We start from the raw sequence: 18,402 nt of genomic DNA on the forward strand, positions 1-18,402 counted from the left end.
CTTAACTAACAAGGATAACGAGGTGAAGAAATCCATGCTGAACGCATTAAAGGCCATACAATCTTACAAGTCAGGCCATCTCCCTGAGGAAGAGCAGCCAACGTGGTTGCAGCTGCTGGCAGCGGCAGAGCAGCCGAATATTAACCTGGAACGCATTCATTCCATAGCTGACCTGGAAGGCACGAATCCGGTACTGGATTATGTAGAACGCACACTCCAGGTGCTGGAGCAGCTTCAAGTTTCTTTTTGGATGCGAGAAATTCTGGAGGATGTGCTGGTCTGGTCGGAAACGGCAAAGGCAGGATCACCGAAACAGCGGCGAAATTGGCAGAAACAGGGGGTTAACCTGTTCGTGCACAATGTCGGTTCAGCACAGCTATATGACATGTATGGAAGTGTTGGAAATTTGCATGACAAGCAAGGCCATCGTGAGAAGGAACATTCATCTCGATCAGAATCCTCGCGTGATTTATCAAATGATGATCCAAGTGGTAGTGCACAAATTGTGCAAACCGCATATGGTTCACCCACACCTCGGCATGAGATCATTCATACTCTTATTGCCACACACGGACTTATTGGTCAGTACATCAGGGGAGAAATCCCATTTGCCGAAAATGCCCCGCTTCACTCGTTCATACCGCAAGGGTGGCTGACCGCAGATGAATTGCAGGCCATCCTGATCGCATTAAATGAATGCATCATTGCTGGCGTTGAGAGAGCGTTGTGGAATCAAGTTCAGGTTGAAGTGCAGCGTATCGTAGGTTGGATCATTACAGAGCCGGATCATACGGACTGGAATGTGAAGGAGCGTCTTTCACGCTTACGGAGTTCGTCTATACTTCAGGGAGAAGCGATGGATGAAGCATATGCCAAACTTCAAGCCCGGCTTGAGATAGAGAGAATTCTCGCTCCTCTGGCTCATCGGACCTTATGGTATGTGGAGTCAGCGATGCATGATTTTTCGTTGCAGGAGATGGTTAAGATCTTCCTTTTGACGCTACACAGTGAAGCTATGTTGCTATCTGTAGATGATTTGACGATGAACAGCACAGGCATAGGCAGAGTAACCGAAGAAGAAGGAGTGGGCTTAAACTCGACTTCGCAGGAGCAACAATTGGATGTAGTGAGGCATATCAGCTTCGAACCATTAATGAACACGATGTATTATGATTATAAAGGTGTCAAGAAACTGAATATTTACAAGAAACGAATGATTGAAAAGTATTTGGAGCAATATTCGTGGGAGCAAATTGAAGCCGGTCAGACGATCACTTACCCCCATCTGACACATCGGATTGAACGGCACAGGGATTTGCGGGATACGGTATTTGTGACATTTAAATTTTCTCCAGCGGCGGAGAAACTGATTGCATTCTGTATTGAGGCAGAAAAGTCTCCGTTATACGAAAAGGCTGTGCTGCTGTTATTTGACCTATTCGGATTGCGTCGGGATGCGTATGATCGGTTCAATAATGAAGAGACGTATCTGGCCGACATGAACAGCTCAGGTGATTACAAGAAAGTACTGCTGGATTACATGGTTGGCAAACGTGTGCTCGATATCGGTCCCGGCGGTGGAATATTGCTCGATCTGATTGAGCAGGAAAGACCTGAGATGGAACCAATCGGCATTGATATTTCAGCGAATGTCATTGAGGCGTTGGAGCGCAAAAAGCAGCGGGAGGCACATCGCTGGCAAGTATTGAAGGGGGATGCTCTTCAACTGGATCAATACGTGCAGTCAGGCACGGTGGATACGGTTATTTTTTCATCCATTCTGCATGAACTGTATTCGTATATTGAGCGTGACGGACGCAGATTCAACAGGGACACGGTCGTTGCTGCGTTAAGAAGTTCGTTTAACGTGTTGTCCCCTGGGGGCCGAATTCTGATCAGGGATGGCATCATGACTGAACCCGAAGCACAGAAACGTCGAATTCGTTTCCTCGAACCGGATGGGATGCGATGGCTAGAGCGGTACGCACAGGATTTCCAGGGACGCAGCATTGAATTTGAGCGAATCTCTGAGGACGAGGCGCTGTTGGATATCAACGATGCGATGGAATTTCTGTACACCTATACATGGGGTGAAGAAGCATATGTCCATGAGATTCAGGAACAATTCGGCATATTTACCCCATCGGCATATGAGCACTGTATTCATGAAGCACTGGGGGAGCAAGCCGAGATTATTACATTCCGGTACTTTCTTCAGGAAGGATATACGGAGGCGCTTGGAGAACGAATTATATTTATGGATGAACAGGGTCAACCTGCACCTTTGCCTGACAGCACCTGCCTGATCGTGATTGAAAAGAAGAAAGGAATGGCGGACAGATGACAAATGAAGCCAACACGGCTTTATATTTTGTAAGGCACGCGGAATCTGAATATATCGAAGGGCAGGAACGCGAGCGAAGTCTGACGGAACAAGGGAAGAGAGACGCGGCTAGCGTTGCGGGTTTGCTCCATCGGGAGCAGATCCGGTTGTTTTATTCCAGTCCGTATAGACGGGCCGTGGATACGATTCAGGGGTTGGCCGAAGTGTCAGAAGGCATTGTGGTCACGGAAGAGGATTTGCGTGAGCGTGAGCTGTCCGGTCCTGAAGTGAAGCATGAACATTTTCGTGAAGCCAAACAAAGGCTCTATAACAATCCTGCATTTGCTTATTCAGGTGGAGAATCCGGCGAAGTCGCTGGGGCGCGGGCAATTGCTGTTATACAGCGAATTCTGGATAGGCATCCGGGACAAAAAATAGTGATTGGCACCCATGGGGATATCATGACGTTGATTTTCAATTATTATGATCCGTCCTACGGTTATGACTTCTGGGCAAATACAACGATGCCGGACATCTACAAGCTTGAGTTCGATCGTGATGTCAGACTGGTTCAGGTAACACGATTGTGGGATGATCAGATTTAGTTTCTTTAGGTAACACGTTCTAACGACGTTAGGAGGCGATGATACTGAACCTCAAGTTGATAGAGTCCTTTATGGAGCAACAAATCCGTTTTAATGACAATAAAAGTTTATTTTATAATGGAGGCAAGTCTGCATTAGGGCCATCTCCACGAACGTTGTCCTGGCTTTTGGAATATCGCGCTGAAGTGGCAAAAGCATTAGAACGTATTTTTGCAGATGGATTATTGAGTCATTTTACAATTAAACTAGCAGATCAAGGAATCGGCCATTTTATCCATGTGAACCAGTTTATGCAGTTTACGAGCAAAGACAAGTTGCAATTGGCAGAATTATATAAAGATCAATTTATGCGGATCTGGTCTCTTTTGCAGAATGAGAGGGCAGAGGAAGAGGTATTACAGCAATTTTTCCAGAAGCATTATCAACAGTTAAAAACATTTCTAATACAGACTAACGGCGAGGACTTGTTTAAAAAATACACAATGGATCCACATCTGTTCTCCGCAGGCCAATTTGGTCCATTATTTACGTAGTAAAAAAATTGAAGCTTATGGGATGGACAGACAAGTGGATGAATTGGAAGATCGGCCGTTTTTACGACGTATGGGCTGGATGGAAACTTCATTTGAACAAGAACAGTGGGGGACAATAATTTCCCATTTGGCATTCTCCAACCATTTCACACATCATCATCTCAAGGCAGACGGCGAACCAGAAGTATACGCTCAGAAATATATGGAACTTTTAAGAGCGCTAAAACCAGGAGGTTCCTTCTTCTATGCGCCGAGTGTTCCTTTCATAGAGTCATTCGTAGATCAACTGCCACAGTACTTTGTATGTCGAACCTGGATAACACCAACACAGCAAATGACGCGAATTACGCGACTGGACTAGATAAAAAAGGGGACACGGCGTGAAATGAAGAGTACGTTTATGCTGGATACGTACACTGTTGAAGAGCTAAAAGTCTCTCACTTGCAAGATAGGATGTACTGCATATTTGATCTTGAGGGCACAGGGATTAATCCGGCAGAGGAGAGTGTGACCCAATTCGGTGCAATGAACTACAAAAAAGGAAAGTCATTAGATTCATCTTTCACTTCACTTGTACGTTCCTCTAAACCGATTCCGGAAACGGTCGCGAAGTTAACGGGAATTTCAAATGAGGATAAGATCCAGGCTCCCTCATTTGATGCGGATAAATTGCTGGCCGATTTGAATGGAGGGCGAATTCTTAGTCAGCAAACATTCGAAGGACTGGATGTGGAAGCCTATCTGAATCAACGGGATGCTTCCGAATTTGCCGATGAGTGGATGCAAGCATTTGAACGGTTTGCTCAGAAGACAGACGTCGTGGAAGGAGAAGTGCTGCGTGCATGCAGGGAACGGGCTTTCAAACGAACGATTGCTCTTGTAGGCGATCCTGAACTAGCCGGATATATCAGTGATGATATTGGATTGATTGGCGCGGCCCTGTTACAGGACGAAATGCAGGACTCATTTGTTATGCAATTACTTGAACGTTATCAACAAAGTACATTGCCCCTGTGTTAAGCGGGAGTGACGGTTGTATATTCTTTTCGTTTGTATAAAAAAATAGCTTCGAATGTGTATTGTGAGTTCTGCACAGCATAAGGTACAATTCATCTAAGCATTGAGTGAGAATGATAATCATTATTCATAAAACATATTCTCACCAATACAACAACAGATTACATAGGGGTGAAGGGTATCATGGTAAGGTTCAATAAAGGGTTTAAAGGGTGGACGATCATACTGCTACTTATGGTTGTAGTTATATCGGGCTGTAGTGCAAATTCTGAGTCAAAAGCAGAACAGGCTCCTGTATCTGAGACCACAGTTTCGGATGGCAGTACTTCTGAAACAACAGAAAAAGAAGCAGAGACGCGTGTCGTACAGGATGGATTTGGTGATGTGACGATCCCGGTGCATCCGCAGCGGATTGCTGGTATCTATGTGGAAGATTATCTCAAGGCTCTCGATATCACACCTGTCGTACAGTGGTATAATCCGATGTGGGGTGTGCAGGAATATCTGGATCTGGATGTGCCACGGTTCGATTTGACTGGGAGTATTGAAGCGTTACTTCAATATGATCCGGATCTAATCATTGTGGATGGAGTGGATGCAGCGACATATGAAATGTACTCCAAGGTAGCACCGACGTATCGTTTGCCTGAGGACATTTTGCAGGATTCCAATCAGATCTTGACCACCATTGCCGATGTTGTCGGTAAACCGGAAAAGGGTGCAGAAGTTGCGGCTGAATTTGAAGCCAAAATTGCAGACGCCAAGTCAAAGCTGCAAGAAGCGATTGGAAATGAGACAGTAGCCGTTGTACGCCTTAACGTGACTGAGAAGACGTTAGCTTTGTTTGGCGTAAAGAATCGTCTTGCAGGATTTATCTATTCAGATGTTGGATTAACACCGCATCCGTTGGCAGCTAACATGAAGGAATATCAGGAGTTACTGTCAGAAGAGGCGATTCCGGAGCTGGATGCAGACCACATTATTGTGTTCCCTTCCAATGGGAATTGGTCTTCCAAAGAGAACCAGGCGGCCATCAAAGTATTGGACGGGAAGTTGTGGCAGTCCCTTCCGGCCGTTAAAAACAAACATGTGTACATGATGGAAAGATCGCACTGGCAATCAGGAGCCGTCATAGCCAATTCAATGAAGATTGATGATCTTCTGCAAAAAATGATTCAATAAGCATACTCCCATAAGAAAGTTCTTCAGTAGGGTTGAAGAGCTTTCTTTTTTCGTATACACTGTTTTAAATGATAATAATTCTCAGTTAAGGAAGATGAAATGAACATGTGCCCCACAATAATGCAATGGATTCCCAAGCCCTGGTTATGCTTGCTTCAACATATGAAATACTTAGATTATAGCCAAGTCGATATCGCCAACAGGCGGACATATAACAAGACATCATCACATGCTCTTTTCGTAGTGACGGGTGGGCATGGCTCAATAGATTCTTTGGAAAATAGGGACACTCGTTTGGAAAAAGGGATGATTATGTTTGTTCCAGCTGGACGTACCATTGTGATTGAAGGCTCCAGTGAGTTGCAATATTATAGACTTGAGCTGATGGTAGCTGAGATGAAAGAAGATAAGGCCAGTAAGTTGAGTATAACAGATGAAGTGGTGCAACAAGAGCCGACGGCCTTTATATCAGATCTAGATCGGTTGCCTCTTATTGAGCTGAATTATAGCCCATGGAGTTCCTGTCTGAAATCGTTGGAACAGATATCTCGTGGGCAGACTGCTCATAATTGGTTGGACCATTGGGAGATACAACTGCGTTTTCAGGAGTGGTTCCGAGTGCTGCTTCGGCAAAATGATCCCGAGATTGAATCGCCGGATGACCGTGCCCGGCTTCAAAGCTCGATTCGTTATATTCGCGAACACTATGATCAGCCCATAACGGTTGACGATCTGGCAGCAGAGATCCGGCTTACCAGATCCAGTTATACCCGACAATTCAAGGAGATCACAGGCAAGCTTCCGCTTGATTATATAAATGCTGTACGATTGGAGCATTCCAAACTGCTGTTACAGATGACCGATGATCGCTTGCATGAAATTGCACAGAATGTCGGATTTAATAACGAATATTATTTCGGTCGCCGATTCAAGCAATATGCAGGTGTTTCTCCAGGGGTATATCGGCGTCATTACCGTCAAGAAGTACGTGTGTTTGCACCGTATCTGGAGGATTTTGTACTGGCACTTGGAATAAAACCGATACTGCAAACTTCCCATCGTTCTTGGGGAAGACAGCAATATTTGGGGTTGGAAGATGTTCCTGAATTTGATGTTTCTCAGCTGGACATAGGGTTTATTGAGACGAATGTACCTGAATTTATTATGCTGAACAACGGATACCAACGCTGGAATCTGGAGCGGTTTGATCAAGTAGCCCCGACATTTTACGTGGGTCATCAGGGAGAGGATTGGCGTTCCATTTTGAAATCCACCGCGGATGTGCTGGGAAAGGTAAGCCGGGTGCAGGATGTCATAGGTGATTATGAGGAAAAGGCGCAGGAAGCCAAGAAACTTTTGAAACGATATATGCGTGGAAAAACCGTCGCTTTTTTGCGTATTTCTACATCGGAAATTACACTCTATGGGAACCATTATGGTTACGTAGGTCCTGTATTGTATCAAGATTTAGGATTAACTCCGCATTTCCGTGTACAGCAATGGGCAAGCCAAAATCGAAGAGTCGGTATTGGGCTGGAGCAGCTATGTCAGCTTGAAGCAGATCACCTCTTTATCACATTTGATAATATGAATTCTGCCTATCCCGGAGAGGAACGGAAGCTCCTGGAAAGAGATGAGTGGAAACGGCTGCCTGCCGTAAAAAGCGGTCACGTATATGAGGTGGATTTTATGACCTGGATGAATTACGGTGTCATCTCCCATGGGAAGAAGATCGATGATATACTACGGTATTTGGGCTGAATTAGACAACACGTGAAGACTAAATTAACTCAAAAATCAAATTAAAGGCGTGGTCACCTGAAAGGAACAGTGGCGATAAGCTTGCTGCTCCTTTTTATTCTTAACTGACCTCTTTGATCAATTCCTCGTGATTATTTCGCACATTACCTACTGCAGAATCCACCTTGTATGCTATCATTTCATCGGCCTCATACGGGCTGAGAAGCCTCAGAACGCTTTCCTTGTCCGATTCCTTGTTTAGCCAATCCGCTTCATCTTGCGGCCGGAGAATGACTGGCATACGATCGTGGATGTCAGTCATAAGACGGTTAGGTTCAGTAGTAATGATGGTGCAAGTTGAAAGCTTGTTGCCTTCTGGATCAATCCAAGTATCGTATAGGCCAGCAAGCGAGAAGATGGAGTCATCTTTCATTAAAATCCGCATTGGTTGCTTTATGGATCCGTCCTTTTTCCATTCATAAAATCCCGAGCATGGGATAATACAACGCTTGGAACTGATCAGGCGTTTAAAGGCTGGTTTCTCTGTGAGTGTCTCTACACGGGCGTTTATCATCTTATTGCCTATTTTTTCATCCTTGGCCCAATTAGGAACCAGACCCCATCGAAGCGACCCCAATCGATTACCGTCTTTACTGCCGATAATTGTCGGGATGAATTGCATAGGCGCAGCGTTATAATTAGGTTTGTACTCAAATCCCTCAGCAATAGAAGCATAGTACCTGTCCATAATTTCTTCGATTGGATCTGTAATCGTGAATCTTCCGCACATATCGAAGCCTCCTTTAAAACGCTATAGTATGTAATTTAACTCAAATCTTTAACGTTAGAAACGGGTAATATGTGGTGTCGCGTATCCAATTGAAAAAAAATATGCAATAAATCACGTGGAATTTCTGCGAAACAACATGGGAAAACAGCGATGTATGCAGGCAGGTTTGGATTTGAGCAAAATATATAGAAAAAGCCTGTTCACTAATGAACGGGCTTTTTAGTGTGTCGTTTTGCCGCAGTTAAGTCAGGAGATTTAGTTTTTCTCCATAACAGCAAAGTAATTGTTTTCGTCATCTGCAAAGTTGAATACTCTTCCGCCAGGCATCGTTACAATCTCGCCAACCGTAACTTGTTTATTGGATAAGTGAGTGTAAAGTTGATCCAGGTTATCTGTGAAAAGCATAAGAGATGGTGTGCCAAGGTTTAATTCAGGGGACATTTTGGCAACGAATTCTTTATCGTGCAGGATAATGGTGGTTTGGGCATCCTTCACAGGAGCAATCTCAATCCAGCGCATGCCATTCCCATTGACTTCGTTAACGACATGGAAACCTGCTTTTTCTGTCCAAAATTGAAGAGCCTTGTCCTGATCGTTTACATACAACATAATTTGTCCGACTTGAGTAAACATTGATTTACACTCCTTATATACGTAGTTGATCATGGTTGAAGCATGTATGCGTTTGGATGTAGCTATTTAGATTGAGTCAAGCTTTATATTACCATATACGAGCGCCCAACATACAACTTCAATTCAAGCACAAAAAGAGGAAGCAAATGTCCTTGACTGCCGCATTGCGACATACCATTAGATAAAGGACAATTCGAGCGACCGAATTGCCTTTTAAGCACAGCCATGTAATGGCAGATGGGAGCGCTGTAATGACGAAACGGGTAGTTCTATTGGAAGAAGGTACGGCAGAGATGAAAGGGCTGATGGGTAGTAAAGGGGCTGAACTTGCGGCGTTGCTCCAGGCAGGTTGGCCCGTTCCGGCCGGATTCATTGTAACAAGGGAAGGCTGTCGCACGTTCTGTACCCGTCTTGCACATCTTTCAGCTGAAGGAGCCCAAGAGATTGGCAGCGCAATTCAGCATCTAGAGAAGCAAACCGGCAAATTCTTCGGTGATTCTTTAGCGCCGCTGCTGCTTGCCGTCCGGTCAAGTGAAACGTGTTCCCGTAATACGGCATCCCATGCTTTGCTTTATGTAGGACTGAATGATGTGACGGTGGAGGGTTTCGCGAGGCAAACGAATGATCGTCAGTATGCCCTTAATTGTTATCGGATTTTATTGCAGGATTATGGACAACTGGTGCACGACATTCCGTATACCCTATTTGAAGAAAAATGGGGAGACATCTCGATACTCGATGAAGCGAAGCTAGAATTCGCCATCGCAGAATATAAACGCTTAATAGAAGAGAAAGGACGTCATCCTTTCCCTCAGGATGTGCAGTTACAATTAAAAGAAGTGATGCGTGCAGTTTCTGATTCACAACGTGTCATAAGGCCCAGCTCCCAACAAGAACTTCTTCGTAATCCTTCTCCTTTCTCCGATGAAACTCATGGAGCAGCTGTTCTTATACAGGTGATGGTCAATGGCGAGTGTGGTGATCGAAGCGGAAACGGAACGGTATATTCTCGTCATCCGGGTACCGGGGAACGGGGCATGACAGGTGATTACGTTTCATCTGCTGCTTCCTGGCGTTCGAATGAAGGATTGGAACAACTACGAAGTGAAGAGCCGGGAGTGTATGATTTTTTGCAGGATGCTTGCAGTTATCTGGAATCCCACACGAGAGAGGTACAGGAGATCCAATTTGTCGTGGATTCAGGGAGCCTGTATCTGGTGGAAATCAGTGAGGCGAGGTTAACCTCACAGGCGACGCTGAGGAGTACTGTAGACTTTGTGGATGAAGGGGTAATCACCAAAGAGAATGCAATATTACGTATCCAGCCTTGGCATGTGACGGAATTGCTTAAAGCATCTTCAACTTTATCACCAGAGCTGCAGCTTCTACTGGAATGGGCAGATGAAATGAAGGGGCTTACAATACTTTCGAATGTGGATCATCCCAAGGACGCCGTGAAGGCCCGCGCGTTAGGCGCTGAGGGCATTGGATTGTGTCGAACAGAACAACTGTTGTTGTCTGTTTCGAGATTTCCTTTTGTACAGAAAATGATTCTGGCTGACAGTGAAGCTGAGCGCAAACGTGGACTGGAACGTCTATTGCCGATGCAGCAGGCTGATTTTGAACAACTCTTCGAAGCGATGGATGGTTATCCGGTAACCATTCGATTGCTTGATCCACCGCTGCATGAGCTGTTGCCTGATATTGAAACGTTAAAAGAACGACAAGAGCAGTTGGCTCTCAAGGCATTGGAGGAGGACAATACCGAACTGCAGGAGCTTGAGCGTGTTATCCGCAGGGTGCTGGAATTGCAGGGACAATATCCACTGCTAGGACAGCAGGACTGTCGACTGGGAACCGTTTTCCCGGAAATCTACGATATGCAGCTTGAAGCCATTTTTCGTGCAGCGGTGAAGGGCATCCGCCAAGGTTTATGGGTACGGCCGGAGATTATGATTCCTTTGATAGCTCATGCCAATGAACTTCAGGTCATGAGAGATCTGGTGGATCATGTAGCGGACCAGGTGCTTGGAGAGGAGAAACGTCACTGTCTTTACAAAGTGGGAGCACGGATTGAAGTCCCTCGAGCGGCACTGACTGCAGCTCCTGTCGCGCGTCATGCGGACTTCTTCTCGTTTGGCACTGATGAGCTGACACAGATGACATTTGGTTACAGCCGTCACAATATGGAGAAGCCCTTCCTTCATTTTGTTGAGCAACAACACTCATTGCCCAGTAATCCATTTCAGGTACTGGATATCGACGGAGTGGGGCAGTTGGTGGAGATGGCTCTCGTTCAGGGCCGAATTCGGAAACCTTATTTAAAAGCAGGCATCTGTGGCGAGAATGCAGCCGATCCGGCTTCCATTGCTTTTTGCCACCGTATTGGTCTGGACTATGTAAGCTGTCTGCCAGAACAGGTACCGCTAGCTCGTATTGCTGCTGCACAGGCGGCACTCCTTGCTCAGAAGCAGGACCCAAATGAGAACAGGCAGGACGGCGATATATCGACGATTGCATAACATTTCCATATCCCCTCATGGAATAGCAACCCTAAAACTGTTATACTGAAATATGCGTTTTGTAAAAGGAACGTAAAAATTTCAGATAAGGGTTGAAAGCGACCATGTTTAATTCCAAAAATGAGCGGACCTCATCACGGACCTTGTTTGCCGTGTTATTCATTCTTATGCTGCTGAAGCTGTCGCTTTTGCGGTATTTCTTTTTCCAGGGTCTGTCTGGCATCGGTTTCGTTACTGACGCATTGGGGGCCCTGACCGTGGTATGTATCCTCGATCTGATCGTGCCAAAAACCTGGAAGCGTTCAGTGTACGCAGGTTTTAATGTGTTGTTCTCGCTTGTATTGTTCGCGGCGACACTCTATAACGTACATTTCAGTTCGGTTCCCACATATACGGCACTCAGCGAACTGGGCCAAGTCGCCCAAGTGAGGGGCAGTATCGGGCCTTTGGTAAGACCAGAGCACTTCCTATTTTTTGTGGATATCGTACTGGCACTGCCCGTATGGTTTATCTTGCGCAGTCGTCGTGCTTCATCTCGTAACAGCAGCTACCGCGACAGTGGACTCCATTTCGGCAGAAGCCGGAGACGGTATTGGGGCAAGTTGGGTGTAGCTCTTACAGCTGCTTTTTGCATCGTGCTGTCAGGCAGCTTCATTGTCAAAGGGGAAACAATTGATAATGAGCTGGTTCGTGCCGAAAATCTCGGTTTCCTGAATTATCAGGTGTCATCTGCGATTCTGACGAGCAAAGAGAATGAAGCCATTGCGAATGGCAACATTAACGAAACCATCGACAAGATTAATCAACTGGTTAGCAAGTTTCCGTATCAGGATAAGTCTAGTCAAGGCACGGCTATCAAAACCAAATATTATGGTCAGGCTAAAGGAAGCAACCTGATTGTCCTCCAACTGGAGTCATTTCAAAACTTCCCGATTAATGCTTCTCTCGACGGTCAGGTGTTAACCCCCGTTCTGAATGATCTGGCAAAAGAAAGCTATTATTTCTCTCATTTTTTCCAACAGATCGGACAGGGAAATACATCGGATGCTGAGTTCATGTCGAACACATCCATCTATCCAACTGGAGTTGTACCCATGTCAGCAGGGTATAGTGACCGTGATCTGCCAAGTCTTCCAAAACTGCTAGGCAAAGAAGGATATGAGTCAGAAACGTTCCATGTCAATGACGTCACTTTCTGGAACCGGAACAAAATGTATCCGGCGCTTGGATTCAATCGTTACTTCGACAAGCCTAGCTTCAAGAATGATAAATTTAATGATTTTGGACCATCGGATGAGGAATTATATCGTGTAGGTGTGGAAAAAATGGCTGCGCATCAGGCTGCTAATCAGCCGTTCTATGCTCAGTTCATTACAGCATCCAGCCACTCACCGTTTACGGTTCCTGCGGACCGAGCGAGAATTACCATCCCGGCCACAATCACCAATACGTTGCTGCATGATTACCTGCAAGCGATCAATTATACGGATTATGCGGTAGGTCAGCTGATCAATGAACTCAAGGCAAACGGGCTATGGGATAACACAACACTCGTTATATATGGCGACCATTTCGGTCTTCCGGCAAATGATGAGATAACTCAGCAGATTCAGACCAATCTTGGTGTGCCCTATGATGGTAAAGTTAGCCGCTTCAATATCCCGCTCTTGATCCACACGCCGAAACAGGCGAAAGGTCAAGTCATAGAACAGCCTGGCGGTCAATTGGATATACTGCCAACGGTGATGAACCTCATGGGGGTTTCTTTGAAGGAAGAGAAATTCACAGCATTTGGACACGATCTACTTAACATGGACCATAATGCGTTCGGTATCCGGTATTATTTGCCGACAGGTTCTTTTGTGAATAATGATATTATGTTTATTCCGGGTGCGGGCTTTGATGATGGAACAGCCTACTCGTTAAAAACGTATGAACCCGTCACGGATTTGGAGCCGTACCGTTCCGATTATGAGCATGTGCTCAATTTGATGAAGCTGTCTGACGAGTATGTGAAGCTGTTGCCCAAACGTGCACCGTAATTGAATTCTTATATGTATGAAATACTATAACGTCACTGGCTCACGAGCTGGTGGCGTTATTTGTTTATTCATCGTACATTTCTTCGTGTAATGAACGTGTAACTGAGAAGCAGATATCCTTTGAAACTGTAATCAATAATGTTACAATGTGAGATGGAGCCACTAACGCAGATGACGAAAGGAATGAATATAGATGAAACTTAGTGTACTTGAACATGGACATATTAATGAGGGACGGACGGTACAGGATACCCTTCAGGAGACTGTAACTCTTGCCAAACATGCAGATGAACTGGGCTTCTCCCGCTTCTGGATGTCGGAGCATCATGGCAGCGGAGCACTGTCATTTTCCAGTCCGGAAGTTATGATTGCACATGTCGCAGCACATACAGATCGAATTCGTGTAGGTTCAGGCGGCGTAATGCTGCCTCATTACAGTGCATATAAAGTTGCTGAGAACTTCCGTTTACTGGAAGCTCTACACCCTGGCCGAATCGATCTTGGCATTGGCAGAGCCCCGGGTGGCATGCCGATTGCCAGCAGAGCTTTGAATGAAGGAAAGTCATCGAATGTGCAATTTTTCCCACAGCAGATTGCCGATCTGGGTGGATACTTTCATGAACAGCTGCCGGAGGATCATCGTTTTGCTTCCCTAGTTGCTGGGCCATCCGTACCAACTGTTCCGGAAGTATGGTTGCTCGGCTCCAGTTCCGAAGGTGCGCGAATTGCTGCAGCACAAGGGACCGCTTACGCGTTTGCCCAATTTTTCGGAACGCCGGGTGGAGAGGAAGCGATGAAGCATTATCGCAGACACTTCAAGCCTTCTATCCTGAATGACAAACCACATTCCATGATTGCGGTGTCGGCATTCTGTGCAGAGACCGAAGAAGCAGCCGCTGAACTGGCTCGAAGTAATGAGTTATTCTTCCTGCGGCTTGGCCGGGGGCTGGAGCAGAACTCATTCCCATCCCTGGAAACGGTGAACAACTATCCATTTACGGCCATGGAGATGGAACAGATCCGTCAACGCCGTTCTTTTTCTATCGTCGGTACACCGGATCAAGTGAAGGACAAAATTACAGCAATGGCTGAACGCTATGAAGCAGATGAAGTTATTATTGCATCCGCGATTCACTCATTCCAAGATCGTTTACGTTCATTCAGCTTGATAGCGGAAGCCTTTAATATAAAGCAGGATTAATCGGTACTGAAAGGGAATTAGTATTCTGAAATGGCTGGAGCCTTGTCTTTGCAAGGTTCCGGTTATACTCTTGCGTGATCAGGGAGAGGAGAGATTCACATTCGCAGATGTGTCATTAGTGATATTCATGGCTGTTACGACGAATTCAATGCTCTGCTTGGGCTGGCAGCATACGATCCTGAGCAGGACGAGCTGATTTTGCTAGGTGATTATGTCGACCGCGGACCGAAGAGCAAAGAGGTCGTGGAGCAGATTATGCAGATGCACGAGCAGTACAACATTATTGCGATCAAAGGAAATCATGATGCGATGATGGTCAAGGCGCTGAACCATAATGTCGAGGAATATGACAAACACTGGATTCGCAATGGAGGTTTACAGACGCTGGCCAGCTATGTCGAGGTTTCTTTGAATGATGAGCAGTTGGACTGGGATGTGTATACTGAAGCCAAACAGTGGGTCCGTACACACTATGAGCATCATCTTCGTTTTTTGGAACAGCTTCCCCTTGTATACGAAATTCCTGGTTATATCTTTGTACATGCCGGGATTAATCCGGATGTGGAGGATTGGCGGACCCAGTCAGAGCGTGACTTCATTTGGATTCGGGAGCCATTCTATTCAAGACCAACCTCGCTTGAGGAGACGGTGGTATTCGGTCATACGCCAGTCAAAAACTTGCATAAGGAGCCAGGTGTATGGTTTGATCCGAATGGGGACAAGATTGGCATTGATGGCGGATGTGCTTATGGTGCTCAATTAAACTTGCTGGAGATCGGCGAAGATGGAAGTCTAGAGACTCTTTTTGTGAAAAGAGGAGAGACCCGTCAGGGTCCCGAGGTTTAATCCACACGGCGAAATTCAAATAAATCTCTTTAAACAAAAGTATAAATTAAATCCCGTTGAAGCCCTAACCTTTTCCTTTCTTGAGAATGTGGATTGGTATACATATCGACAATGGATTGAAGCTGGTGGAACGGCAGAGTTGTGCATTCGTTTACGGAGTATAAAGGCAAGAGCCTGACATGATTTTGTAATTAATTCGCTGTAAAGGGATTGGAATTAAGCCTTATTAACGCTATAATCAGTAAGGGTATGATTGAAATATTACATTTTATTCATCTAAATCAGAATTGACGGAGGGCTATTAATATGGAAAAAGCATTAATCTTCGGTCACAAAAATCCCGATACGGATACGATCTGCTCGGCCATTGCCTATGCAGACTTGAAAACAAAATTGGGTCAGGACGTTGAAGCTGTTCGTCTCGGCGAAGTAAACGGCGAAACTCAATTTGCACTGGATCAATTCAAAGTGGCAGCGCCACGTCTGATCAAAACGGCAGCTAACGAAGTGAACAGGGTCATCCTGGTTGACCACAATGAGCGCCAACAAAGTGTTAGCGATATTGAGGAAGTGACTGTTGTTGAAGTTATCGACCATCACCGGATCGCGAACTTTGAGACAAGCCAGCCTTTGTATTTCCGTGCAGAACCTGTAGGTTGTACAGCAACCATTTTGAATAAATTGTACAAAGAAAACGGCGTGGAAATCAGCGCACCGATTGCTGGTCTGATGCTGTCCGCGATTATTTCCGACTCCCTGTTGTTCAAATCCCCAACGTGCACAGAGCAGGATGTAGCAGCAGCACGTGAGCTGGCTGCCATTGCTGGTGTGGATGCAGACAGCTATGGTCTGGATATGCTGAAAGCGGGTGCGGATCTGAGCCAGAAAACGATTGCTGAACTGATCTCCCTGGATGCAAAAGAATTCGCAATGGGTCAAGCAAAAGTGGAGATTGCACAAGTGAACGCGGTTGACGTGAATGATGTGCTTGTGAAGCAACCTGAGCTCGAAGCAGCGATTGAAGCGATTATTTCCAGCAAAGGTCTTGACCTGTTCGTATTTGTCGTAACCGACATCCTGAACAACGATTCGGTTGCATTGGCTTATGGTGCTTCCACCAAAGCTGTAGAAAAAGCGTACAATGTAACATTGTCGGATAGCAGAGCGCTGCTCAAAGGCGTAGTATCCCGCAAATCGCAAATTGTTCCAGTTCTGACCGAAGCGTTCAACTCGTTGTAATATGCACAAAACCGACGTATAACCATTACGTCCAGATATACGATGAATATTCAGTTACAACATCCAAGCCTGCTCTTGATCTGTCATAGGTCAGGACAGGCTTTTGTTGTAGAGGAGGGTGTACCATGATCAAAAATGAAAAGATTAAAGCGACTGAAGTGCAGCTGACCGGCTTGAACGGTGAAGATCTCGGCATCATGTCTACGCGTGAAGCACTTGCACTTGCGAAGCAGCACAAGGTGGATCTGATCTGTATGTCCCTAATGACCAGCCCGCCGCCATGCAAATTAATGGGTGCTGGAGCAGCGAAACAGGAAAAACAACAAGAGAAGAAGAAGGCTGCAAAATCACCGGATAAACGTAAAGTGAAGGAGATCCGACTGAACCTGCAGATGGAAGACCACGATCGGGAGACCAAGCAATCTCAGGCAGAGCGTATCCTGACGAAAGGTGACTCGGTGAAGCTTGTCATCCAGGTGCATGGAGCCAAGGAAGGAACTGCGGGCAAGGAATGGGCAGAACAGCTGTGCAAATCTTTGGCCGAGTATGGCAGCAAAACGACGGGTATCCAGGTAAGTGGCAAGCAGGTCGTTGTACAATTGGACCCCATTGGATAATAACAATGAACGAATTCAGCTGAATAAAAAGGAGCTGTGGGAGACAATCCGGTCGTATTTCGCGGATCTCCCAACTGATCTCAAAAACCCCTTAGAGCAACAGCTAACCTGCTCTAAGGGGTTTTCAGCATAAAATATCGTCAAGCAATTCTACATTCCTAATAACAACCATGCCTCAAGCTGTTTAGACTCGCAAGTAACGGCTGCCGCCAATGCGTACGTACAACTGTCCTGGCAAGACCGGGGTAGATGAGGCTGTCTGTGAATTCACGTTATTGTTCTTGGCATAGCGGGACAGATATAGAAAGTCAGGATAAATAACCGTATCCATTAAATAGGCTGATACTGTACTTCCAGGAATGCGGTTTTGATTCAATGAACGGATGATTTCTTCCCCGCTTGCAATCCCGATTCCATGACCATAATATAAGTCTTCACGCAGCATAATGGTATTCTCTCCCTGCCATTCTGGTGTTTCAGGGGAAACATCCGGATTTTTGAAGTACAATACATCTCCAGGAAGCGCAGAATCGCTTCCGTTCTTCTCTGTTAATCGCAGATCGCTGTCATAGTGCCAATCATAGAGCAGCAGATCGCGGAACAATGAATTGAAATCATCTTCCCGAATGCTGTTTAATACTCCGCCATATAGAACAATTACAGTCGCTGTTGCACATTCAAAGGCATACAGATGACCATTCTTCCATATGTCCCGGATTCCCTCAGCAGGCGTTATCTCAGACCTTAGCTCAAAGCCACCTTCAGCATTTCGATTCCAATATGCCGGGTTACACCTGGATTTCTCGAATGAGGCAAAGCTGACCCCGCTTCGATCGAGCGCTTCCGCTGCATCCACCAGAGACTCGCGCAACGTCCATTCAAAGTGAAGATGATCCATGGATTGATATGTGTATACGGATGTACTATTCTGTAGTTGCTGCAACCAATGCCATGCAAAAGCAGACCAATCCGAACGCACCAGCTCAACCGGTTGATTCGCAACAGTGATCATAATCATTACCTCCAGTATCATTTGAATGTTCAGCCTTGTACAAACGGGTATGCACGCGTATTCTGTAGTATATGACACCATGAACACACGATAAGAATG

General features: G+C 45.7%; 16 protein-coding genes. 13 read left to right on the plus strand and 3 right to left on the minus strand.

From position 1 onward, the window contains the following. Positions 1-34: 34 nt before the first annotated feature. The 7 genes from RS891_RS12655 to RS891_RS12685 all read left to right on the plus strand — a co-directional run bounded on the left by RS891_RS12655 (position 35) and on the right by RS891_RS12685 (position 7,422). Positions 35-2,344 (plus strand): class I SAM-dependent methyltransferase, encoded by a 2,310-nt coding sequence (locus tag RS891_RS12655; protein WP_315795456.1) that lies wholly within the window; start codon positions 35-37, stop codon positions 2,342-2,344. Next, a complete protein-coding gene (locus RS891_RS12660; protein WP_315795457.1) occupies positions 2,341-2,928 on the plus strand; it encodes a histidine phosphatase family protein in 588 nt (195 codons plus the stop codon). The genes RS891_RS12655 and RS891_RS12660 overlap by 4 nt, the downstream gene beginning before the upstream one ends. Before the next feature lie 38 nt (positions 2,929-2,966). Continuing rightward, a complete protein-coding gene (locus RS891_RS12665) occupies positions 2,967-3,461 on the plus strand; it encodes a hypothetical protein (protein ID WP_315795458.1) in 495 nt (164 codons plus the stop codon). 22 nt (positions 3,462-3,483) lie between these two features. Beyond that, entirely contained in the window at positions 3,484-3,822 is a 339-nt protein-coding gene (locus RS891_RS12670) for a hypothetical protein (RefSeq protein ID WP_315795459.1), read from the plus strand. Between the two features lie 24 nt (positions 3,823-3,846). Further along, the gene (locus RS891_RS12675; protein ID WP_315795460.1) at positions 3,847-4,482 is read left to right on the plus strand and encodes a 3'-5' exonuclease; all 636 of its coding nucleotides are present in this window, start codon (positions 3,847-3,849) and stop codon (positions 4,480-4,482) included. 180 nt (positions 4,483-4,662) lie between these two features. Beyond that, positions 4,663-5,661: an ABC transporter substrate-binding protein gene (locus RS891_RS12680; protein WP_113052430.1), complete on the plus strand. Its 999-nt coding sequence runs from the start codon at positions 4,663-4,665 to the stop codon at positions 5,659-5,661. 306 nt (positions 5,662-5,967) lie between these two features. Further along, positions 5,968-7,422 carry a helix-turn-helix domain-containing protein gene (locus RS891_RS12685; RefSeq protein WP_315795461.1) on the plus strand — a complete coding sequence of 485 codons (1,455 nt, stop codon included), beginning with the start codon at positions 5,968-5,970 and terminating at the stop codon, positions 7,420-7,422. A gap of 100 nt (positions 7,423-7,522) precedes the next feature. On the opposite strand, the gene RS891_RS12690 is transcribed toward RS891_RS12685, so the two are convergent. Together RS891_RS12690 and RS891_RS12695 are read right to left on the minus strand one after the other, a co-directional pair. Continuing rightward, positions 7,523-8,191: an SOS response-associated peptidase gene (locus tag RS891_RS12690; protein WP_315795462.1), complete on the minus strand. Its 669-nt coding sequence runs from the start codon at positions 8,189-8,191 to the stop codon at positions 7,523-7,525. Between the two features lie 255 nt (positions 8,192-8,446). Continuing rightward, a complete protein-coding gene (locus tag RS891_RS12695) occupies positions 8,447-8,824 on the minus strand; it encodes a VOC family protein (RefSeq protein WP_024631833.1) in 378 nt (125 codons plus the stop codon). 251 nt (positions 8,825-9,075) lie between these two features. On the opposite strand from RS891_RS12695, the gene RS891_RS12700 reads away from it, so the two are divergent. The 6 genes from RS891_RS12700 (at position 9,076) to infC (ending at position 17,291) form a co-directional block, all read left to right on the plus strand. Then, the gene (locus RS891_RS12700) at positions 9,076-11,346 is read left to right on the plus strand and encodes a putative PEP-binding protein (protein ID WP_315795463.1); all 2,271 of its coding nucleotides are present in this window, start codon (positions 9,076-9,078) and stop codon (positions 11,344-11,346) included. A gap of 104 nt (positions 11,347-11,450) precedes the next feature. Beyond that, positions 11,451-13,388 carry an LTA synthase family protein gene (locus RS891_RS12705; protein WP_315795464.1) on the plus strand — a complete coding sequence of 646 codons (1,938 nt, stop codon included), beginning with the start codon at positions 11,451-11,453 and terminating at the stop codon, positions 13,386-13,388. Between the two features lie 193 nt (positions 13,389-13,581). Next, on the plus strand, positions 13,582-14,589 hold the full coding sequence (locus RS891_RS12710) for an LLM class flavin-dependent oxidoreductase (RefSeq protein ID WP_113052426.1): 1,008 nt from the start codon (positions 13,582-13,584) through the stop codon (positions 14,587-14,589). 114 nt (positions 14,590-14,703) lie between these two features. Beyond that, positions 14,704-15,435: a metallophosphoesterase family protein gene (locus RS891_RS12715; RefSeq protein WP_315796294.1), complete on the plus strand. Its 732-nt coding sequence runs from the start codon at positions 14,704-14,706 to the stop codon at positions 15,433-15,435. Between the two features lie 306 nt (positions 15,436-15,741). Then, positions 15,742-16,674: a manganese-dependent inorganic pyrophosphatase gene (locus RS891_RS12720; RefSeq protein ID WP_315795465.1), complete on the plus strand. Its 933-nt coding sequence runs from the start codon at positions 15,742-15,744 to the stop codon at positions 16,672-16,674. A gap of 125 nt (positions 16,675-16,799) precedes the next feature. After that, on the plus strand, positions 16,800-17,291 hold the full coding sequence (gene infC, locus RS891_RS12725) for a translation initiation factor IF-3 (RefSeq protein ID WP_315795466.1): 492 nt from the start codon (positions 16,800-16,802) through the stop codon (positions 17,289-17,291). A 184-nt stretch (positions 17,292-17,475) separates the two neighbouring features. Here infC and RS891_RS12730 read toward each other — a convergent pair whose 3' ends face one another. Continuing rightward, complete coding sequence (locus RS891_RS12730) at positions 17,476-18,303, minus strand: protein-glutamine gamma-glutamyltransferase (protein ID WP_315795467.1); 828 nt, start codon at positions 18,301-18,303, stop codon at positions 17,476-17,478. Positions 18,304-18,402 lie beyond the last annotated feature (99 nt).

Origin of the sequence: Paenibacillus sp. BIC5C1, assembly GCF_032399705.1 — a bacterium.
Taxonomy (GTDB): Bacteria; Bacillota; Bacilli; order Paenibacillales; family Paenibacillaceae; genus Paenibacillus; species Paenibacillus taichungensis_A.